The sequence below is a fragment of the Halopseudomonas sp. genome, from assembly GCF_036960865.1.
GTDB lineage: Bacteria > Pseudomonadota > Gammaproteobacteria > Pseudomonadales > Pseudomonadaceae > Halopseudomonas.
In genome coordinates this window covers 83,754-103,667 of the sequence record NZ_JBALWE010000009.1, presented here as the reverse complement: position 1 = coordinate 103,667, position 19,914 = coordinate 83,754, and the positions used below count along the sequence as shown (strand labels likewise).

Annotated in this window: 17 protein-coding genes; 4 read left to right on the top strand and 13 right to left on the bottom strand. The window is 59.9% G+C overall.

Annotation, left to right across the window (positions count from 1 at the left end; translation table 11 throughout):
- Positions 1-91 precede the first annotated feature (91 nt).
- The 6 genes from V7747_RS13905 to V7747_RS13880 all read right to left on the bottom strand — a co-directional run bounded on the left by V7747_RS13905 (position 92) and on the right by V7747_RS13880 (position 6,057).
- Positions 92-1,522 (bottom strand): aspartate kinase, encoded by a 1,431-nt coding sequence (locus tag V7747_RS13905; RefSeq protein WP_092284958.1) that lies wholly within the window; start codon positions 1,520-1,522, stop codon positions 92-94.
- Positions 1,523-1,588: 66 nt separating this feature from the next.
- A complete protein-coding gene (thpD, locus tag V7747_RS13900; RefSeq protein WP_335616619.1) occupies positions 1,589-2,506 on the bottom strand; it encodes an ectoine hydroxylase in 918 nt (305 codons plus the stop codon).
- A 23-nt stretch (positions 2,507-2,529) separates the two neighbouring features.
- Positions 2,530-2,919, bottom strand: a complete 390-nt coding sequence (locus tag V7747_RS13895; protein WP_092284954.1) for an ectoine synthase — start codon at positions 2,917-2,919, stop codon at positions 2,530-2,532.
- 44 nt (positions 2,920-2,963) lie between these two features.
- Complete coding sequence (ectB, locus tag V7747_RS13890) at positions 2,964-4,250, bottom strand: diaminobutyrate--2-oxoglutarate transaminase (RefSeq protein ID WP_335616618.1); 1,287 nt, start codon at positions 4,248-4,250, stop codon at positions 2,964-2,966.
- Positions 4,251-4,264: 14 nt separating this feature from the next.
- On the bottom strand, positions 4,265-4,786 hold the full coding sequence (gene ectA, locus V7747_RS13885; RefSeq protein WP_335616617.1) for a diaminobutyrate acetyltransferase: 522 nt from the start codon (positions 4,784-4,786) through the stop codon (positions 4,265-4,267).
- Between the two features lie 500 nt (positions 4,787-5,286).
- Complete coding sequence (locus tag V7747_RS13880) at positions 5,287-6,057, bottom strand: SDR family oxidoreductase (RefSeq protein ID WP_335616616.1); 771 nt, start codon at positions 6,055-6,057, stop codon at positions 5,287-5,289.
- 253 nt (positions 6,058-6,310) lie between these two features.
- Between V7747_RS13880 and speA the strand changes: the two genes are divergently transcribed.
- On the top strand, positions 6,311-8,230 hold the full coding sequence (gene speA, locus V7747_RS13875; RefSeq protein WP_335616615.1) for an arginine decarboxylase: 1,920 nt from the start codon (positions 6,311-6,313) through the stop codon (positions 8,228-8,230).
- A 3-nt stretch (positions 8,231-8,233) separates the two neighbouring features.
- Here the strand turns inward: speA and V7747_RS13870 are convergent, their stop codons facing one another.
- From V7747_RS13870 to V7747_RS13860, 3 genes are read right to left on the bottom strand one after another with little or no spacing between them, the layout of a single operon-like run.
- On the bottom strand, positions 8,234-8,956 hold the full coding sequence (locus V7747_RS13870) for a hypothetical protein (protein WP_335616614.1): 723 nt from the start codon (positions 8,954-8,956) through the stop codon (positions 8,234-8,236).
- A gap of 26 nt (positions 8,957-8,982) precedes the next feature.
- Positions 8,983-9,663: an SDR family NAD(P)-dependent oxidoreductase gene (locus V7747_RS13865; protein ID WP_335616613.1), complete on the bottom strand. Its 681-nt coding sequence runs from the start codon at positions 9,661-9,663 to the stop codon at positions 8,983-8,985.
- A gap of 15 nt (positions 9,664-9,678) precedes the next feature.
- Complete coding sequence (locus V7747_RS13860) at positions 9,679-10,650, bottom strand: alpha/beta fold hydrolase (RefSeq protein ID WP_335616612.1); 972 nt, start codon at positions 10,648-10,650, stop codon at positions 9,679-9,681.
- 209 nt (positions 10,651-10,859) lie between these two features.
- On the opposite strand from V7747_RS13860, the gene V7747_RS13855 reads away from it, so the two are divergent.
- Complete coding sequence (locus V7747_RS13855) at positions 10,860-13,727, top strand: HD domain-containing phosphohydrolase (protein ID WP_335616611.1); 2,868 nt, start codon at positions 10,860-10,862, stop codon at positions 13,725-13,727.
- 18 nt (positions 13,728-13,745) lie between these two features.
- Here V7747_RS13855 and V7747_RS13850 read toward each other — a convergent pair whose 3' ends face one another.
- The 3 genes from V7747_RS13850 to V7747_RS13840 form a co-directional block, all read right to left on the bottom strand.
- Positions 13,746-14,186: a hypothetical protein gene (locus V7747_RS13850; protein ID WP_335616610.1), complete on the bottom strand. Its 441-nt coding sequence runs from the start codon at positions 14,184-14,186 to the stop codon at positions 13,746-13,748.
- A 69-nt stretch (positions 14,187-14,255) separates the two neighbouring features.
- Positions 14,256-15,623 carry a sigma-54-dependent transcriptional regulator gene (locus V7747_RS13845; protein ID WP_335616609.1) on the bottom strand — a complete coding sequence of 456 codons (1,368 nt, stop codon included), beginning with the start codon at positions 15,621-15,623 and terminating at the stop codon, positions 14,256-14,258.
- The gene (locus V7747_RS13840; RefSeq protein ID WP_335616608.1) at positions 15,620-17,128 is read right to left on the bottom strand and encodes a sensor histidine kinase; all 1,509 of its coding nucleotides are present in this window, start codon (positions 17,126-17,128) and stop codon (positions 15,620-15,622) included. The genes V7747_RS13845 and V7747_RS13840 overlap by 4 nt, the downstream gene beginning before the upstream one ends.
- A gap of 165 nt (positions 17,129-17,293) precedes the next feature.
- Between V7747_RS13840 and V7747_RS13835 the strand changes: the two genes are divergently transcribed.
- Positions 17,294-17,692 (top strand): DUF4168 domain-containing protein, encoded by a 399-nt coding sequence (locus V7747_RS13835; protein ID WP_335616607.1) that lies wholly within the window; start codon positions 17,294-17,296, stop codon positions 17,690-17,692.
- An 88-nt stretch (positions 17,693-17,780) separates the two neighbouring features.
- On the opposite strand, the gene V7747_RS13830 is transcribed toward V7747_RS13835, so the two are convergent.
- A complete protein-coding gene (locus tag V7747_RS13830) occupies positions 17,781-18,683 on the bottom strand; it encodes a LysR substrate-binding domain-containing protein (RefSeq protein WP_335616606.1) in 903 nt (300 codons plus the stop codon).
- 104 nt (positions 18,684-18,787) lie between these two features.
- Here V7747_RS13830 and V7747_RS13825 point away from each other — a divergent pair, with 104 nt between their 5' ends.
- The gene (locus tag V7747_RS13825; RefSeq protein ID WP_335616605.1) at positions 18,788-19,900 is read left to right on the top strand and encodes an S-(hydroxymethyl)glutathione dehydrogenase/class III alcohol dehydrogenase; all 1,113 of its coding nucleotides are present in this window, start codon (positions 18,788-18,790) and stop codon (positions 19,898-19,900) included.
- Positions 19,901-19,914 lie beyond the last annotated feature (14 nt).

Here is a 19,914-nt window from a genome sequence, read left to right as displayed (position 1 = left end):
AGTTTTCTGTTCGATGCAGGGGAGGGGAAGCAGAAACGACACGGGCCCGGCAGTTACCTGCCGAGCCCGTGGCTAGTGTCGTCAGCCGGAATCAGGCAGCGACAATCACGTCGCCGTGGTTTTCCGGTTCAATCAGCGCCGAGTGCAGCGACGCCACCGCGGCATCGTAGTCTTCTTCCTTGATGATGCACTGCATCTCGACTTGACGGATCGACTGGTGAATCGCCTGGATGCTGATGTCGGACGCTGCCAATGCGGCCACGGTTTTGGCCAGTATGCCCTTGACCTTGAGGTCCGAGCCAATGGCCGACACGATGGCGATGTTGTGCACATTCACCTCTGCCATCGGATAGCGCTCCTCAATCAGACGCGAGGCGCGGTTGATCATCTTGCGTGAGCCGGAGGCATAGTAGGTGATGCTGTTAGCATCGGAATCCTTGTTCACTACATACAGCTTGAGCTGCTTCAACAGCTTGGTGATTTCCAGGTCGTAACCCACGTCGCCAAGCATTTCCTGATCGAATACCTCGAGGCCAAAGACGTCCTTGCGACCGGCGATAATTTCCACGCAGGGTTTCTCGCTGCAGTAGTCCTGACTGATCAGTGTGCCGCCGTGATCCGGTTCGAAGGCATTCTTGATACGCAGGTGAATGCCGGCGCGGCGCAGCGTGCGGGCCGCCTTGGGATGTATTGCTTCCATGCCAAGGTTGGACAGCTGGTCGGCAACGTCGTAATTGGTCCGGCCGATGGTTACTACCTTGTCCACACCGACCAGGTTCGGGTCGGCACTGGAGAGGTGGTACTCCTTGTGGATGATCGCCTCGCGCGCACTGGTGCTGGCGGCGATCTGAGCGAAAGTGATTTCGCTGTAGCCGCGATCAAAGGTATTCATCAAGCCTTCGCTGCAATGGGTGTAACCGGTGGCGACCACCAGCTCACGGCTAAGGTCGATGCCATCAAAGCTGTCCTTGACCATATCCTGAAAGGCCTTGGGTTCGCTCTGATTCCAGCCGGTCAGGTCGACCAGGCGCGCGTTGATGCCTTTTTTCTTCAGCGCCAGCACCGTGTTGAAGGCACTGTGAGCTTCGCCCAGTGAGGCGAGCATCTCACGCACCTTCATCAGGTGTTCGGTGAGCTGGAAGTGGCCGTAGGAGCACAGTTGGTGCAGGCTCACCATGCAATCGCGCACGTCGCTGATGCGGCCTTCGATAAAGCGGTCGGCCGCCTGGCGCTCATACTCGCCCTTGAACAGCTCGGCGTTCTTGCTGACCATCGCGCTCTGTACGTTGTCCAGCGCTTCGAGCCAGGCATCTTCGACGTGCGCGTCGGCAAAGCGCTCGTACACGCCGGGCTCCCCGGTCTTTTTGTGCTCAAGCAGCATGTTGGTCATACCGCTGTAGGCAGAGACAACGAAAACACGCTGGTACAGTTCAGTACCCTGACGTTGGCCAATGAAAATGTTGTTCAGTACTTCCTCAAAGCGACTCATTGATGTGCCGCCGATTTTCTCTACTGTATGCATAGTCCTGGTTTCTGTCGTTGGTGAATCTTGTCCTGCCACCAGCAGGTCGAGGGCCTCATGCCCTCGTTATCGGTAACGCTGCGGTGCTATCTGCAGCGGTTCTACCGGGCCGCGTTCCGCGACAAAGTCCGGCCTGGGTGTCAATTCGCCGTAAGGCGCGACCGGTTGGTTGTCTACATGGTTGTAGACGTAAAACAAATTACTGCGTGGGCTCGGGGTGATGTTGCTGTTCGAGCCATGCAGCGTGTTGCAATCAAACAGTACTACTGTCCCGGCTTTGCCGGTTACCGCTTCTATCCCGCCTTCAGCCACCATATCGTTCAGGCTGCTGTCATCGGGTACGCCCAGTTCCTGCTTGCGCAGAGAGCGCTGGTAGTGATTATCCGGAGTATCACCAGTACAGCTGATGTAGTGGCGATGCGATCCCGGAATCAGCATCAGCGGCCCGTTGTAGGGCGTGTTGTCGGTTAGCAGAATCGAACAGCTCACCGCACGCATGCGGGGCAGGCCGTCTTCCACATGCCAGGTTTCAAAGTCGGAGTGCCAGTAGAACTCCTTGCCCTTGAATCCCGGCTTCAGGTTCATGCGCGATTGATGAACATAGACCTCACCGCCCAGTATGTAACTGGCCGGGCCGGCGATGCGCTCATCGCTGGCAATGCGCTTGAACAGGTCGTTGCTGCGGTGGATGGCAAACAGTGAGCGCAGAGCGCCGCTGTCCGGTTCGCGTATTGCAGAGGGCTGTTCCAGCACCGTCTGGTTATTACGCAAGCGGTTTACCTCTTTACGGAAAACCGCGACTTCATCCTGATTGAACAACTCCGGCAAGACCAGAAAACCATCGCGTTCAAAGCGCGCCAACTGGTCTGCCGTGAGAGGGGCGTCGTTCGAAGGGTTCCGGTAAATTATCGGATCCAGGCGATCGAGCCAGCGGGGTTGTTGGTTGAGCTGTCGCGATGGATATACGTCAGCTGCTACCGTCATAAGTCCTCCTCTACATTACCTCGTTAGGTGTTATCTACGGGGTATACGCCGTCCTTGTCGTGTACTTCGCGACCGCTGATCGGTGGGTTGAACACGCAAGCCATTTTCATGTCTTCGGTGCCGCCGCGCAGCATGTGGTCGTCGTGCTTGTCCAGAATGTACAGCGTGCCGGGACGAATCTGATATACCTTCCCGTCCGACAGTGTTTCGATCTCGCCGTTCCCACTCATGCAGTAAACCGACTCAAGATGGTTCTTGTAGTGGATGTGGGTTTCCTTGTTGGCGTAGATGGTGGTGATGTGAAACGAGAAGCCCATGTTGTCGTCCTTGAGCAGCATGCGGGTGCTTTCCCAAGTCTCGGTAGTTACACGGCGTTCCGAGTTTTCACATTCTTCCAGTGTGCGTACGATCATATATTCGGTTCCTCTTGGGTATTCGGGGTTCAGGACACCAGGCTTCAGGAAGCCTGGTTGGCGATGTCTTCAGCCATGACCTTGGCAAAGGCCGCGTCCAGAATGTTCAGAGCCTTGTCGATCTGCTCGTCGGTAATGGTCAGTGGGCACAGGCATTTGACGACCTGGCTGTGATTACCGCTCGTTTCGATAACCAAGCCGTTGGCAAAGGCTTCTTTACAGATGGCGGAAGCAATCTCGCCATTGGGGCAGCTGATGCCGACCATCATGCCGCGACCTTTGACGAACAGGGAGTCGGGGCCATGCTTGCGAGCGATCTTCTGCATGCGTTCCTTGATCAGCTTGCCCTTGGCTTGCACGCTCTTGGCGAACTCACCGTTGGTCCAGAAGTGCTCCAGTGCGGCAGCAGCGGTAACGAAGGCGTGGTTGTTGCCACGGAAGGTGCCGTTGTGCTCGCCTGGCTCCCACTGGTCCAGCTCGTTGCGCATGATCACGATGGCGAAGGGCAGACCAAAGCCGCTCAGCGACTTGGACATAGTGATGATGTCTGGCTTGATGCCCATTTCTTCAAAGCTGAAGAAGGTGCCGGTGCGGCCACAACCTGCCTGGATGTCGTCTGCAATCAGCAGCATTTCATGCTTGCGGCAGAGTTTTTCCAGCTTGCGCATCCACTCGGCAGAGGCTGCATTGAGACCGCCTTCACCCTGCACGACCTCGACGATAACTGCGGCAGGCTTGTCGATGCCGCTGCTGGGGTCGCTCAGCAGTTTGTCCATCATTGAAATGGTGTTGACCTTATCGCCAAAGTAGTTGGCGTAGGGCATACGGCTGACGTCGGTCAGCGGGACACCGGCAGCGCCACGGTGGTGGCCGTTACCGGTTACCGCCAGTGCGCCTATGGTGCAGCCATGGAAGCCATTGGTGAAGCTGATGATGTTGTTGCGGCCGGTAACCTTGCGAGCGAGTTTCAGCGCAGCTTCTACTGCGTTGGCGCCAGTCGGGCCGCTGAACTGGATCTTGTAGTTGGCAAAGCCGCGTGGCTCAAGGATGACCCGGTTGAAGGTCTCCAGAAAGCGCTCTTTGGCCGCGGAATACATATCCAGACCGTGGGTGATGCCGTCTTCTTCCAGATACTGAATCAGTGCTTTCTTCAATACCGGGTGGTTGTGACCGTAGTTCAGCGTACCGGCACCGGCGAGGAAGTCGATGTAACGCTTGCCTTCAGTGGTTACCAGTTCAGCGCCCTGGGCCTGGTTGAAGATGACCGGGAACGAGCGGCAGTAGCTGCGGATATCGGATTCGTTTTTTTCAAACTGTTCGAAATTGTTCATGGTATCTCCTGATCTCAAACTTGAGCTGATTGAGTAACTGATTGGGTAAAGGGTCCAGCACGGTAAATAACTTCGTCGTCGTGCTGTCCGTTGAAGTGCTTCTCGCGGGAAAACAGCACATCAGTGGTGAATTCGGCGCCCAGCAGGCGGAAAGCTTTTTTGAACAGCGCCTCGGATGCGTCGTTGCCCGGGGAGATGGTTGTCTCCAGGCGGGTGACGCCAGCAGCGCGAGCACGCTCGATCAGGGCAAGCAACATCTTCAGTGCTAGGCCTTGACCACGCATGCGGCTATCGACGGCAACTTGCCAGACAAACAAGGTATCTGGCCGGGCAGGCGGGCGGTAACCGGAAATGAATCCGACCAAATCCCCATCGTCTGCCTCGGCCGCGATGGCCGTTTCGGCGAAGTCGGCACATTGCAGCAAGTTGCAATACACCGAGTTGGTATCCAGCGGCTGGCAGCGTGCAACCAGCTGATTCAGAGCAAAGCCGTCCTCAGCGGTAGGCTGGCGGAGTGTTGCGTTTATGGAAGCCAAAGTTAAGTCCCTGAATGTTTATGCTTGAATTCTTTTTTCATAATAAACATATCCTGAAAATTATCTCAACCCGCTGGTAATGCCGCTTACAGGCAGATATTTTTGCTCATCAAATATTTATAGCTGTTAAATATTGGCGTCATATTTGAGGGTTTTTATTTATTGTTTATGCGTTCAGCCCTTGCCATTAAAGGGATTGCGGGGAGGTCGGAAAAGTTCCGGTGTGCGCCTTTGACGTGGTTTTTGAAGGCTGCAAAAAAGAGCACTTTCTGCGGGATGCTGGTGCAAATTTATTTTTTTGCGCCGAAGTGAAGCAGGGTGATCTGCCGAAGTTGCACCATGACTGTGCGCTGGCTGGGGGTGCGATGGAGGAGTCTAGAACAGAGTTGGCTAGGGCGGACGTCGCTTCTAGCAGGGCTGGAGGCGATGGAAACAGCTGGCGTGGAAGCGCCGGCAGCGCATTTACTGCGCGGCCGGCAGAGGAGGTATCTACCGCAGCATCACAAGGTGAAGCCACCGTCGATCGGAATGATGTTACCGGTCATGTAGGCGCCACCAGCGCTTGCCAGCATGATGGCGAGGGCCGACATCTCTTCTTCGCGCCCCCAGCGCTTCATCGGGATGTGCTGGCAGTCCTCGGCCATTGCTTCTGCGTTGTTGTGAATGTGCTGGGTCATCTTGCTCGGGAAGCGGCCCGGAGCAATCACATTGACGTTGATGTGCTCGCTGACCAGTTCGCGCGCCAGGTTGCGTGACAGCTGATGCACCGCCGCTTTGCTGGGGCCGTAGGAGTAGGCCTGCTCGCCAAAGGAGCTGATACCGGCCACCGAACCAATGTTGATTACCCGCGCCGGATTTTCCGCGCTGGCATTCTTGCGCAGCATGGGCAGTAGCTGCTGGATGCAGCTGAACACCGAGACAACGTTGAGTTGCATGACCTTTTCCCAGCCAGAGACCGGGAAGTCCTCCAGCGGCGCACCCCAGCTAGTGCCGGCGTTGTTCACGAGAATGTCGAGGTGGTCGGTGTGCTGGGCCACATCGGCAGCCAGCTGCTTGGCACCGGCTTCGGTGGACAGGTCGGCACCGATGGCGATGCATTCACCGTACTGGCTCAGTTCCTGCGCGGTCTGCTGACCTTCTGCCAACTTGCGACAGCAGATGATGACCTTGGCGCCGGCCTCTAGGTAGCCCTGTGCAATCATGCGGCCAATGCCGCGGCTGCCGCCTGTGACCAGCGCAGTGCGCCCCGCCAAACTGAAATACTGCTGCATGTAATCTCTCCTTGTGATGGTGTTCAACGCTGTGTAGCGATGCCCGATACCTTAATATGCGCGCGCCCTGCGCCCAAGCAAAGGGCTGGTTTATCCAGAGCGCAAATGCTGCCTCATGCGCACTGCGTGACCGGGCGCGCGCTGCGCTTTTGCTTTATCCTGTGGCGATCAGGCCACTGCGGTGGGCAAGTGAACTGTTTGCCGCACCACGCATCTCAGTGGCTGTATTCATTATTCGGCAAGCGAGGTAGTCATGGGCCCAGTACGGCGTTCACGCAAGGAAGATGCATCAGCCTGGACGGTGGCGGACAGCCGCAGCGTCTACGGCATCCGGCACTGGGGCGCGGGCTATTTCAACGTCAGTGACGCCGGACATGTCGAAGTCATGCCGCGCGGAGCAGAGGCTGGCAGTATCGATTTGCACGAGCTGGTGGGGCAGCTTCGCGAGAGCGGGCTTGATCTGCCGCTGCTGGTGCGCTTCCCGGACATTCTGCAATCGCGAGTCAAGCAACTGACTGGCGCTTTCGACCAGAGCATCGCGGCGCTGGAATACGACAGCGGCTATACCGCTCTTTACCCGATCAAGGTCAACCAGCAGGAAACCGTGGTAGAGAACATCATTGCGACCGACAACGTCTCTATCGGTCTCGAAGCCGGCTCCAAGCCGGAGCTGATGGCGGTGCTGGCGCTGGCGCCCAAGGGCGGCACCATCGTCTGTAACGGCTACAAGGATCGCGAGTTCATTCATCTGGCGCTGATCGGCCAGAAGCTTGGGCACAAGGTCTTCATCGTTATCGAGAAAGAATCCGAAGTACGCCTGGTGATTGAAGAGGCCGAGAAGTTGGGCGTGACCCCGCAGGTGGGGCTACGTGTGCGCTTATCGTCGCTGGCCTCCAGCAAGTGGGCCGATACCGGTGGTGAGAAGTCCAAGTTCGGCCTGTCGGCTGCGCAACTGTTGCGCGTCGTCGACGCCTTCACGGCGGCCGGCCTGCAAGACGGTGTGCGCCTGCTGCACTTCCACATGGGCTCGCAGATCGCCAATCTGGCGGACTACCAGCACGGCTTCCGAGAGGCGATTCGCTATTTTGGCGAGCTGCGCGCGCTGGGTTTGCCGGTTGACCACATCGATGTGGGTGGTGGTCTGGGAGTCGATTACGACGGCACTCATTCGCGTAACGCCAGTTCGATCAACTATGACGTCCGGGAGTACGCCCAGACGGTGGTTGGCATGCTCAAGGACTTCTGCGATGAGCAGGGGCTGCCGCACCCGCACATTTTCTCTGAAAGTGGCCGTGCGATGACCGCTCATCACGCCGTACTGGTGGTGCAGGTGACCGACGTTGAGCGTTACAACGACGTGTTGCCGGAGATCGACAATCTGGACGAACTGCCGCAGGTGGTGCGCAACCTGGTCGGATTGCAGGACCAGCACGACATCGAAATGGTCACTGAAACCTACTGGCGCGCCACGCATTACATGGCTGACGTTGCCGCGCAATATGCCGAGGGCAAGCTCACGCTGTCGCAGAAAGCCTTGGCCGAACAGTGCTACTTCGCGCTGTGCAACCGCCTGCATACCCAACTGAAGGCGCGCCAGCGCTCCCACCGTCAGGTGCTGGACGAACTGAACGACAAGATGGCCGACAAGTACATCTGCAACTTCTCGGTGTTCCAGAGTCTGCCCGATACCTGGGCGATTGATCAGGTGTTGCCGATCATGCCGCTCGACCGCCTGGAGGAGGAGCCGCTGCGGCGTGCCGTGCTGCAGGATCTGACCTGTGACTCCGACGGCAAGATTCGGCATTACGTGGACGAGCAGAGCATCGAGAACAGCCTGCCGGTGCATGAGCTGCGCGAGGGTGAGGATTACCTGCTGGGCATTTTCCTGGTCGGTGCCTACCAGGAAATTCTGGGCGACATGCACAACCTGTTCGGCGATACCGACTCGGTCAATGTCTACCTGCGCCCCGACGGCAAGGTGGTGCATGGCGGCATTGAAACCCACGACACCATCGAGGACATGCTGCGCTACGTGCACTTTGCTCCGGACGAACTGGTGACGCTCTACCGCGACAAGGTAGCCGGCGCCAAGCTCAGCCCCGCCGAGCGCACGCGCTTTGTCGATGCGCTGCGGCTGGGGCTGACCCGCTCCTCCTATCTGAGCGCTGAGTAGCGCTCAGGCCACAGCGGCCTTTTGCAGGCTGATCCAGGTCGCCTCGGCCCAGGCCACGGCCTGGCCCTGCTGGTTGTAAAGGGCGGTCCCGGCAAAGTGCTTGCGACCGTCATGGCGTAGGGCCCAGCCACAGACCACCAGTTGCTCGCCGGCGCGCACCGGCTGTTCGATGTGTGCAGCAAAGCGTCCCAACAGGGCGATGCCGGCCTGGCCGCGCACGGCAAAGTAGCCCGGGCAATCCAATGCCGCCCAGAGATACTCGCTGGCGATCATTCCTTGATCGTCGGCGAGCGTCTCGTCGGGGGTCCAGAGTGCGGCGACCTGCTCGGCTTGCTGTTCGGTCGGCCCGGCAAAGATGCGCAGACCATCCAGCGGCTCGCGGTTGGTGCCGCAGACAAAGCAGCAGGGCAGGTTGTGCTGTTCAAAGCCTTCAAAACGTTCCTGCGCCTGGGCCGCAGTCGCCGCGTCCACAGTCTTGGGCAGCTCCAGCTCGAAGACATGGGGTTTGGCGCTGCCGAGCAGCTGCTCTCCTAGCCGCAGCTCAGCGCCCTCGGCGCTGGCTACCAGTTGCAGTGGCGTGTCCAGTGGTGGCGGCGCGTGCAGGGTGACCTGGCAGGGCGTGCCCATGGCATTGGCCAGCAGGCCGGACACATAGCCGCCATTACCGCTGTTGGGCGGTCCACAGAAGCGTGAGCTGATGCTGACGATATGTTCGCGTTGCTGCATGGTGTAATCCTGAATGAAGAGGGGTGTCAGTGGCTCCAGCCACCGCACACGGGAAATACCTGACCGACAAAGCAGTTGGCCGCTTCGCTGCACAGGTATGCTGCGAAGCTGGCGTCTTCCTCTGCGCTGACCAACCGGCCCAGCGGAACCTCACGCTGCAGTCGCGCCTGGAATGCGGGGTTGGCTTGGATGTCGGCGGGGAAGTAGGTCGGATTATCGACGAAGTTCTGCGCGATGGCGTTCACCTGTACACCCTTGGCGGCCACCTCCGCGCCAACCGCCTGCACCCAGGCCAGCTGTGCGCCGCGGGCGGCACTGTAGCTGGAGGCGCGCTTCATGCCGCGTAGTGCCGAGGCGCTGCCCATGAGAATGATCTTGCCGCGCTGGCGCTCGGTCATCGTTGGCAGCAGGGCGCGGGCAAAGCGCGGTAGCGGGTCGACCATATGGCGAAACAGCATCCCCCACTCGTCGTCCTCTACCAGTGCGGCCGGGGTGCTGGGTGCTGGCACGCCCAGGTTCAATAGCAGTACATCAATCGCGCCGGCCTCCTTGATCAGCTGTGCCGGTGCCTTGGGGTCGAGAAAGTCGCGCACATCGGCAATTACTTCAGCGCCGCAGTTTTCCAGGGTTTGCTGCAGCGCCGGGCCCATGAAGGCGTTGGCCTGCGTCAGGAGAATGCGTTTTCCAGTGAGGTCGCAAAGGGCCATGGCAATACTCCGATATCAGCCAGCGGGAAAATGCGTTGCCAGAAAGGGTAGCAGCGCGCCATTCACTTCCGCCGGTTTTTCGGCCTGTATCCAGTGGCCGCAGTCGGCGATCACCCGTTGTTCCACCTTGGGCACCACGTTGGGCATTTTTTTGATGGTGTAGGCCTCAAGCGCGCCGACCGGGTCCCGATCTCCGATCAGGAATAGCGCCGGTTGCTCAATCTGCTTACCGGCCAGCGACTCGGTTCGTTGCCAGTTGCGCTCAAAGTTGCGATACCAATTAACCGGGCCATGAAAGCCGCTCTGTTCAAAGGTCTTCACGTACACGGCAAAGGCTTCGTCAGTGCACCAGGCAGGCGGTGTGCCGGGGTCGGTGTGGTCGTCCAGCCAGCGGGCGTCCGCCGGTTTGTCCTGCACCAGCGAATTGTCGCCGTCGGTACCCGACAAACCGTGCATCATCAGGCGCAGGGTGCGCGGGATGTCGGCGGCCATCTCCGCTTCGGCCAGGCCCGGCTGCTGGAAGTAGACGATGTAGTGGAAGCGATCCTTGTAGGCTTCGCGCATCATGTTGATCGCCGGTTGGCGTGGTCGGCCGCCAAAGGGAACCGACATGCCGCATACGGCTTTGACCCGTGCCGGCTCCAGCAGGGCCAGATGCCAAGCCACGGGCGCACCCCAGTCGTGGCCGATCATGGCGACCTGCTCGTGTCCTAGGTGATTCATTGCCCCCTGAATGTCTGCGCAGAGCGTGATCAGGTCGTAGTCCTCTGCCGCGTCTGGCGCGCTGCTGGCGCCATATCCGCGCATCTCGGGAATGTGCACGTGATACCCCTGGGCGGCCAGTGCCAGCGCCTGGTGGCGCCAGGAATACCAGCACTCCGGGAAGCCATGCAGCAGCCATACTGGCCGCCCGCTCTTTGGCCCGGTGCTGTAGAGGCTGAGTTCAATGTGATTGGTGGGGATCATCTGGTGTTCGAACTGATCCATCGGTGCGCTCCCGGTTGTCTGCTGCGCACACTATGGCAAAAGTGTGAGCCGTTGGCTTGTAATCTGCCCGGGCTATTCACCAGCCGAAGTAGCGGCTATGCATTCGGTCGATGTACATATACCTGGTGGTTGAATTTGCTCGCGGCTGCTCTGGCTAGGCTATTCTCTGCTTCAGCAAGGTCTAACTTTGACAGGGAGCAAGCAAGGGAATGGCGAAGGCGAAGAGCGGTTTCAGCCTGCAATGGTTGTTTGCGTGGTCAATGGTGATCTGTCTGCTGGCGATGGCCAGTGTGACTGTGTGGCAGGGGTACCGAGGTTCGCGCACGCTGCTGATCGCGGCAGCCAATGAGTCTGCAAAGCAATTGGGCGTGGTGTTGAACGAGCGCGCTGAGCGCTTGCTAGGCCCCGCAGAGAGTGCTCTGCGTATTCTGAATCATGACCCCCTGACCGATGGACTGACGCTGGAGCAGCGCTTGCAGCGCCTTCCGGTGCTGATCGAGACGCTGCGCAGCAATACCACCCTCAGCGCGGTCTATGCGGGTTATCCGAATGGTGACTTTTTCCTGTTGCGCCGGGTCGCGTCCACGCTGCTGCCGGGCGGTCGTCAGTTGCCCAGGCACGCTGCCTTTCTGGTGCAATCGGTCGAACGCGCGAATGGGGCTGGTGTGCAGGGACGCTGGCTAGCCTACGACGATCAGGGGCGGGGCCTGGGCGAGGTGGCGGTCGACAACTATCGCTTTGATCCGCGCACACGCCCTTGGTATCGGCAGGCTGCCGCGGCGCCGGATGTCGTGCTGACCGAGCCCTACATCTTTTTTACCAGCGGGGATATTGGCGTCACCATGGCGCGGCGGAACGAGGCGGGTGTGGTCTTTGGCCTGGATGCGTCTCTGCAGGATCTCAGTAGCGAGGTAAGTGACCTGCGGCTAACACCCGGCACCGAAATCGCGCTGGTGGGCGCGGGCAACAAGGTCATTGCCTACACCGACCTGCAGCAGATTGTCAGAGGTGATGCCGATGGCATGCAGCTGGTGAGCCTGCCTGAGTTGAATGTGCCTGTCTTGGAAGCAGTGCAAAAAATGAAGGGCAGCTCCGACGCACCGCGATTTCTGGAGCACTCCGGGCAACAGTGGTACGTACTGAATCTGCCGCTGGGGAAGCTTGGCAGCAGTCCGGGTAACATCCTGATCGCCATGCCGTCAGACGAATTGCTGGCAGGGGTGCGTGACACACTGCGTGATCAGGCGAGGCTGGTTTTTGCCCTGGCAGCCCTGCTGTTGCTGATTGGGTGGGCGCTGGGCCAGCGGCTCGGGCAGCCGCTGAAGTCGCTTTGTGATCAGGTTGGGCAGCTTGCCAATTTCGATTTCAGCAGTCCGATTGGCGTGCGATCACGTATTCGTGAGGTCAACGATCTGAGCAAGATGACCGCACGCATGGCCAAAGCGATTGGTCGTTTTCAAACCATTACTTTGACGCTCAGCCAGGAAACCCGCCTGGAGCGCATGCTGGATGTAGTGCTTGAGCAGCTGATAGCGATTGCGGGAGGGCAAGGTGGTGCCGTGTATCTGTACAACGAGGATGAGCGCGTGTTGCGCTGTGCCGGCGATGCCCGTCCGGCGCATTATCCGGCCAGCGTGCCCCTGAGCGATGCACTGCTTGAAGATCCGGCGCGCAGCCTGGCCAGTCAGCTGGACGATGATCATCGCTATCTCACCCTGGCGCTGCGTGACCGCCAGAGCATCTTGCAAGGCGTGCTGGTGGTGGAGGTGTCGCCGCTGTTGCCCAATGATGCGGTGTGCAGCCTGCGCCATTTCCTTGGCAGCCTGGCGGGCACCTTGGCGGTAGCCATAGAAACCCGGCAACTATTTGATGATCAGCAGATATTGCTGGAGTCTTTCATTCGCCTGCTGGCCTCCGCCATTGATGCCAAATCGCCCTACACGGGGGGACATTGCGATCGGGTGCCGCAACTGGCTGAAATGCTGCTTGAGCAGGCGCAGCAGGCAGAGGAGGGGCCCTTTGCCAGTTTCAGCCTGACCGAGGAACAGCGCTACGCCTTCCGCACGGCCGCCTGGTTGCACGATTGCGGCAAGATTACCAGCCCGGAGTATGTGGTCGACAAGGCTACCAAGCTGGAAACCCTCTATAACCGCATTCATGAGATTCGCACTCGCTTCGAGGTGCTGTGGCGCGAGGCTGATATCCGCTACTGGCAAGGGCGCGCAGCCGGTGCGGATGAGAAGGCGCTGCAGCGCACCCGTGACGCCGAGCAGGCGCGCCTGCGCGTGGATTTTGGCGTGGTCGCCAAAGCCAACACCGGGGGTGAGTTCATGGCGCAGGAAGACGTGGATCGACTACAGGAGATTGGCAAGCAGACCTGGCTGCGCTACTTCGACAACCGCCTAGGTCTGTCGGGGGATGAGCGGCAACAACTGATTGGCGTGCCGGCTGCGGCATTGCCGGCCGAAGAACAGTTGCTGATGGACCGTCCCGAGCACCTTGTGGCCTGGGGTGATCGCAAGCCGCCGGTGGCCGCGAGCGATCCCGCCAACCGCTGGGGCTTTGATATGGATCTGCCCGAGCACAGCAGCAACCGGGGTGAGCTGTACAACCTGTCGATCAGTCGTGGCACGCTGACGGCGGAAGAGCGCTTCAAGATCAACGACCACATAGTGCAAACGCTGATCATGCTGTCGACCCTGCCGTTCCCCAAGGCGCTGGCACAGGTGCCGGAGTTGGCGGCCACGCACCACGAGCGTCTGGACGGCACCGGCTACCCACGGCGGCTCAATGCCGAGCAGTTGTCGGTGGAAGATCGGGTGCTGGCCATAGCCGATATCTTTGAAGCCCTGACTGCGGCCGACCGGCCTTACAAGGAAGCCAAGAAGCTCTCGGAATCGGTCCGTATCATGTTGTTCATGGCGCGTGACCAACACCTGGATGCGCGCCTGCTGGCATTGTTTTTGAGCACCGGAGTGCACCTGCAATACGGGCGGCGTTTTCTGGCTCCCGAACAGCTGGATGAGGTGGACGTGCCGGCCTGCATCGAGCAGTTGCGCGAGTGGGGGTTGCTGTAGTGCTGGGCGCTGGCGAGATCAGTCGGCTGTGAGAGCCAGATGGAACTGGGCGCCCTCGGTTTCCAGTGGGCTTAGCGCTTCGATGCAGTAGGCAAGTTCTGCCAGCAAAGGGGACGGCGCAGCACCCGGACGCTCTCGCTGGAGATGTCCTTGCAGTGCCTCCAGGCTGCTCATACCGGCGGCTATGGGCTGCCAGCGCATGTCTTCAATGCCATAGAGCAGCCCCGTCTCGGGGTCTGTCTCGGCTTCGCCCGTCGGCCGAACTTCGTCGTCGATGAGTTCGACGGCCTGTTGCAGCTCTACTGCGGTGGTGTCGATAAAGCTGCTCAGTTCGCTGACGCCCAGCGTTTTGCACAGGGCATCGAGTCGTTTCAGGTCTTGGCTCAGGGCGGCGAGCGGTACCGCGCCTGGCTGAAAGCAGCGATCGAGCAATGTATTGAGCCGTAGCACGCGTGACACAAGGTTCTCCTGGCTGAGGGCGCGACGCACTAGCTTACCGCAGGGCTGGTGCGGCGCGCATGCTCTGCGTTACTCGATCCAGCGGTAGAGGGTGCGGCGGGTGATGCCGAGGATATCGGCGGCCTTGCGCTTGTTGCCGCCGGTAGCATCCAGTACCTGATGGATGTAACGACGCTGCACCTGCTCCAGACTGGGCAGCTGGTCGGTGGGTTGGTGCAGCTCACTTGGCGTTGCGGTCTGGGTAAGGGGGTTGCTGAGGTTGCTGGTTTGCATCCGCTCGGGCAGATCATGCAGCTCGATCAGTGCCCCCTGGGAAAAGGTCGCCGCGCGCTCTACGGCATTTTGCAGTTCTCGCACATTGCCGGGAAAGGGGTAGTGCAACAACGCCTGGCGTGCCGCATCGCTGAAGCCCTTGATCTGTCGCTGTTGGCGCGCGTTGAAGCGGGCCAGAAAGAAATCCGCCAGGTAATGAATATCGTCGGTGCGCTCGCGTAGCGGCGGCACCTGCAGGTTGAAGGTTTCCAGCCGGTAGAACAGGTCCTCGCGGAAGGTGCCCAGCTCGACGCACTCGGTTAGGTTGCGGTTTGTGGCCGCGATCACGCGCACATCCAGTTGGATTTCATGATCGCTGCCGACCGGTCTGACGTGACCGTCCTGCAGCGCGCGCAGCAGCTTGGCCTGCAGCGCCAGAGGCATTTCGCCTATTTCATCCAGCATCAGGGTGCCACCTTCGGCCTGCTGAAACAGGCCGGCACGGGCCTTGCGTGCACCGGTATAGGCGCCGGCAGCGTGGCCAAAGAATTCGCTTTCCATCAGTTCTGCCGGAATGCCACCGCAGTTGACCACCATGTAGGGTCTGCCACTGCGTACGCTTTCTTCATGCACGGCACGGGCGACCAGTTCCTTGCCGGTGCCGCTTTCGCCCTGAATCAGCACCGGGCCATCAGCGCCGGCCATCTGCCGAATGTGCTGAAATAGTCGGCGCATGCCGCTGCTCTGGCCGATAATGCCGTGAAACTGCTCCACCGCCATGATCGAGCGGTAACGCTGCACCTCTCGGCGCAGCCGGCGGTTTTCCAGCAGGCGTTTGACGGTTAGCAGGAAGTGATCGATCTCCAGTGGTTTGGTCAGAAAGTCGTCTGCGCCGTTCTGCAAGGCGTTGACCGCCTGCTGCACAGAGCCAAAGGCGGTGATGATCAGCACCGCCGGGGCGGGCGATAGCGCCTGGGCGGCGGGCAGCAGGCTGAGACCATCAGCGCCGGGCAGGCGCAGATCGCTGACCAGTAGGTCGATCTCGGCCTGCTGCAGCGGGGCCAGCGCATCTTCTGCACTGCCGCAGGCGGTAACCTGATAGCCCTCGGCTTCCAGTTCCTCCTGCAGCAGCTCGCGCAGGCCGCTATCGTCCTCGACCAATAGCAGGTGTTCGGTGTGGCTCATACGTCCGCCTCCTTGTGTATCGGTAGCAGCAGGCTGGCACAGCAACCCCCTTGCGGTTGGTTGTTCAGCAACAGCGCGCCGCCGTGCTCCTCGACGACTGTTTGAACGATGGCCAGCCCCAGCCCCGTGCCTTCTCCGGGCACCTTGGTGGTGAAAAAGGGCTCCAGTAACTGGTTTACGTCGTTATCCGGTAGCCCGGGGCCGTCGTCGCTGATGCGGATGATCAATTGCTGTTCGTTGCTGGTCAGGTTTACCTCGACGCGGCTATGCGCAGCCTGCATGGCATTGCGTAGCAGGTTCAACAGGGCCAGCTCCAACCGTGCCGGGTCGCCGAACAGGGCTGGTAGGTCGGATTCGTAGTGGCGCTGCAGGTGCTTACGAGCCTGTTCGAACTCGGGCGTGATGGCGTCGACTGCGCTGTTGCTCAACTGCACCGGGTCGGTTTTACGCAAGGTTGCGGCGGCAGGGCGGCTGTAGTCGAGCAGTTGCTTGACAGTGCTGGTCAGGCGCGCGACCTGGGCGCGGATCGCAGTGAACTCGCGTTGGTGTGGAGAGTCGGGATCGCTGCTGCGTTGCAGCCGGCGAGCGCGGCCGTCAATCACGCTCAGCGGCGCGCCCAGCTCATGCGCGACGCCGCGCGCCATACCGCCGATGGCCGCCATTTTTTCGTTGTCTTTGAGTTGCGCGAGCAGCGCAGTTTCTGCGGCGCGGTGCTCGTCCAACTCGCGCCGGGCCTGCTCGATGCTGTCGAGCATATGATTGAGCCCTTCGGCCAGCGCCGCGACTTCGGCCGGGCCCTCCAGGGCTGCGCGGTGGGAGTGGTCGCCCTGGGCAACCCGCTGCATGTGCTCAAGCAGCTTGTCGACGTGCCGCCCTACGCCGCCGTAGTGGCCGAGCATCACCGCGCAGATAATGGTTAGCCCAAGCACGCCCCAGGCGGCCCAGGCGATGATGGTCAGTTGGTCCAGCGCGCGACCGAAGTCGCTGGCTCGCCGGGTAATCTGGATCAGTCCCTGAATGTTACCGCCGACATCAAACAATGGCATGAAATGGGAGAAAAGGTGGCGGCCGCCCACTTGACTAAACCCTTGCTGTGACTCACCAGTGGCGACAATCAGATCGGGTATGCGGGTGCGCGTGAGATCGCTCTCGGTTACCCCGGCCGAGGCCAGCCGCACACCGTTGACGTCAAATACCGAGGCGCCATAGACCTCGCCGAGCACAAAGACCGAGCCGAGCGCCAGTTCAATGGCTTGACGGTCGTTCTCGCCCAGCGCCGTGCCAATGGGAATACTGATGGCGCGGCCAATCAGCTCAAGATCGTTCTTTAAACGCTGCTCCTGAAACTGGCTGGCCTGTTCCAGGCCGAAGCGGATGCCGAGCGCGGTCAGCACTAGCAGAGGGAGCACCACAAAAAGCAATAGTGTGCGCTGCAGGCCGCTCAAGCGCGAGGGTGACAAGCGACGGGCGAGTGTGCCAAATGTAAACGGGTCTTTTTTGCTCATGTTTAAAAAAGATACATGTTATTTGGGTTATTGCAAGGCGATGGCGTTTGATTAAAACTTGTTTTTTAATATTTTATTGTTTTAAATCAATGTCTTATTATTTATTTTAAAAAGCTGGCACGCTCTGTGTAATACCTTCTGTGAGTTCAACCGAAGGAGATACTCATGATGAACATTAAAAAACTCAGTGCCGCTCTTGCCATTGCTACCATGACCGCCACCGCTGGCGCGCCCCTTGCCATGGCACAGTCCATGGATGGCGCGACCCAGCAGCAGTACGGTGAGCCGCAGGGTGCCGCTCAGGCGTCTGCTCCGGTCAGCGAAGCGGATCTGGAGAAGTTCGTCAGTGCCGAGAAGAAAGTGAACGAAATTCGTGAAGACCTTACTGAAGAATTGAGCAGCGCCGGCGACCAGCAGGAAGCCCAAGAGCTGCAAATGGGGGCTCAGAAAGAGATGGTTGAAGCAATTCAGGACGAGGACCTGGACATTCCGCGCTACAACGAAATTGCCTCGCGCATGCAGACCGACATGGAGCTGCGCCAACGCGCCCAGCAGTATAACTAAGGTCTGATCGCCATAGCCTTTCGCCGCTATGGGAACGCAGAAAAAGGGGCTCCGGCCCCTTTTTTGTGTTCTGGTGCCGAAGGAGATTTCATGGCGTTTGGTCGTGCCGGTATTCCGGCCTCAAAGCCAAGCCCTGTTTCAGGTAGTCAACCAGTTGGCGCACCTTGGGTGACAGGTGCCGTTGTTGCGGATAGAGCGCCCACACCGCGGTATGCGGCGGCTGGTGTTGTGGCAGCAGGGCGCGCAACGCGCCGCTGCGCAGGTGTTCGCGGACGTAGTAGTCAGGCAGCTGGCACAGGCCGAAGCCACGCAGCGCTGCCTCCAGTACGGCCTGGCCACTGTTGCAGCGCCAGTTACCCTGCACGCGCACCGGGACTTCCTTACCGCGCTGTTGGAAACTCCACACATCGCTGCTGCCGATAAGACAATTGTGCCGCGGCAACTCGGACAGACTGTGCGGCGCGCCGTGGTGCGTCAGGTAGCTCGGCGCAGCGCACAGGTACATGTGGCGCGGCGCCAGTCGGCTGGCGATCAGGCGGGAGTCCTGCAGTCGCCCCAGACGGATGGCCAGGTCATAGCTGCCGTGCAGCAGGTCCAGCGTCTGGTTGGTAAGGGTCATTTCTACCCGCAGCTGTGGGTGCCGCTGCATGAAATCGTCTACCAGCGGCATGATGAAGCTTTCGCCATAGGCAACCGCGCAGGTCATGCGCAATAGCCCCTTGGGTTCGCTGCCCAGGTCGGTGATGGCCTGTAGCGCCTCATCGCGGGCATCCTGCAGGCGCTGGCAATGCTGCAGAAAGGTCTGCCCGGCCTCGGTCAGGCTGACTTTACGAGTGCTGCGATAGAACAGCCGCGTTTGCAGGCGATCTTCCAATCGGGCTATCTGACGGCTGACGTGGGAAGAGGACACTCCAAGGCGAGCAGCGGCGCCGCTGAAGTGGCCCAGCTCGGCGACGCTGACAAACTCGTCTATCCCCTCCCACTGACTCATTGATTATCCCTGTATGGCAGTAATGTTTTGCTGCGATGGCTATTATCCACAAAAGCCGCCTCTACTACACTGCAGAACATCTGAAACCCGTGAGGAGAATTCGCATGATCAAATCTCGTGCCGCCGTTGCCTTTGCTGCCGGCAAGCCGCTGGAAATCGTTGAAGTGGATGTGGCGCCGCCACAGAAGGGTGAAGTGCTGGTGCGAATTGTCGCCAGTGGCGTTTGCCACACCGATGCCTTCACGCTGTCGGGTGATGATCCGGAGGGCATCTTTCCGGCCATTCTCGGTCACGAGGGTGGCGGTATCGTTGAGGCGGTGGGCGAGGGCGTCACCTCGCTGGAAGTCGGCGATCACGTGATCCCTCTGTACACCGCCGAGTGCCGCACCTGTAAATTCTGCACCTCCGGCAAGACCAACCTGTGCCAAGCGGTGCGTGCGACCCAGGGCAAAGGCGTGATGCCGGACGGCACCTCGCGCTTTTCCTATAAAGGGGAGCCGATCTACCACTACATGGGTACCTCGACTTTCTCCGAGTACACCGTGGTACCGGAAATCTCCCTGGCCAAGATTCCCAAGGAAGCCCCGCTAGAGAAGGTGTGCCTGCTGGGTTGTGGCGTCACCACCGGCATTGGTGCGGTGCTCAATACCGCCAAGGTGACCGAGGGCGCTACTGTGGCGATCTTTGGTCTGGGCGGCATCGGTCTGGCGGCGATCATCGGTGCGACCATGGCCAAGGCCAGTCGCATCATTGCAATCGACATCAACCCGGCCAAGTTCGATATCGCCCGCGAGCTGGGTGCCACTGATTTCGTCAATCCCAAGGATCACGATAAGCCGATTCAGGAAGTCATCGTCGAGATGACCGACGGCGGCGTCGACTACTCCTTCGAGTGCGTGGGCAACGTGCAACTGATGCGCGCTGCACTGGAATGCGCGCACAAGGGGTGGGGCGAATCCACCATCATCGGTGTTGCCGGTGCAGGTCAGGAAATCAGCACCCGCCCGTTCCAGTTGGTGACCGGTCGCGTCTGGCGTGGCAGTGCCTTCGGCGGCGTCAAGGGCCGCACCGAGCTGCCGGGCTATGTGGCCAAGGCGCAGAGTGGTGAAATTCCGCTGGACACCTTTATCACTCATACCATGGGCCTGGACGACATCAACAAGGCCTTTGATCTGATGCACGAAGGCAAGAGCATCCGCACCGTTATTCATTTCTGAAGACAGGCGACAAG

Bases quoted from the DNA above. Each gene is read 5' to 3' on its own strand.
- V7747_RS13905 (WP_092284958.1), bottom strand. From the start codon at position 1,522: ATGCATACAGTAGAGAAAATCGGCGGCACATCAATGAGTCGCTTTGAG.
- speA (WP_335616615.1), top strand. From the start codon at position 6,311: ATGGGCCCAGTACGGCGTTCACGCAAGGAAGATGCATCAGCCTGGACG.
- V7747_RS13845 (WP_335616609.1), bottom strand. From the start codon at position 15,623: ATGAGCCACACCGAACACCTGCTATTGGTCGAGGACGATAGCGGCCTG.
- V7747_RS13895 (WP_092284954.1), bottom strand. From the start codon at position 2,919: ATGATCGTACGCACACTGGAAGAATGTGAAAACTCGGAACGCCGTGTA.
- V7747_RS13855 (WP_335616611.1), top strand. From the start codon at position 10,860: ATGGCGAAGGCGAAGAGCGGTTTCAGCCTGCAATGGTTGTTTGCGTGG.
- V7747_RS13870 (WP_335616614.1), bottom strand. From the start codon at position 8,956: ATGCAGCAACGCGAACATATCGTCAGCATCAGCTCACGCTTCTGTGGA.
- V7747_RS13880 (WP_335616616.1), bottom strand. From the start codon at position 6,057: ATGCAGCAGTATTTCAGTTTGGCGGGGCGCACTGCGCTGGTCACAGGC.
- V7747_RS13825 (WP_335616605.1), top strand. From the start codon at position 18,788: ATGATCAAATCTCGTGCCGCCGTTGCCTTTGCTGCCGGCAAGCCGCTG.
- V7747_RS13865 (WP_335616613.1), bottom strand. From the start codon at position 9,663: ATGGCCCTTTGCGACCTCACTGGAAAACGCATTCTCCTGACGCAGGCC.
- V7747_RS13860 (WP_335616612.1), bottom strand. From the start codon at position 10,650: ATGGATCAGTTCGAACACCAGATGATCCCCACCAATCACATTGAACTC.
- V7747_RS13840 (WP_335616608.1), bottom strand. From the start codon at position 17,128: ATGAGCAAAAAAGACCCGTTTACATTTGGCACACTCGCCCGTCGCTTG.
- thpD (WP_335616619.1), bottom strand. From the start codon at position 2,506: ATGACGGTAGCAGCTGACGTATATCCATCGCGACAGCTCAACCAACAA.
- ectB (WP_335616618.1), bottom strand. From the start codon at position 4,250: ATGAACAATTTCGAACAGTTTGAAAAAAACGAATCCGATATCCGCAGC.
- V7747_RS13830 (WP_335616606.1), bottom strand. From the start codon at position 18,683: ATGAGTCAGTGGGAGGGGATAGACGAGTTTGTCAGCGTCGCCGAGCTG.
- V7747_RS13835 (WP_335616607.1), top strand. From the start codon at position 17,294: ATGATGAACATTAAAAAACTCAGTGCCGCTCTTGCCATTGCTACCATG.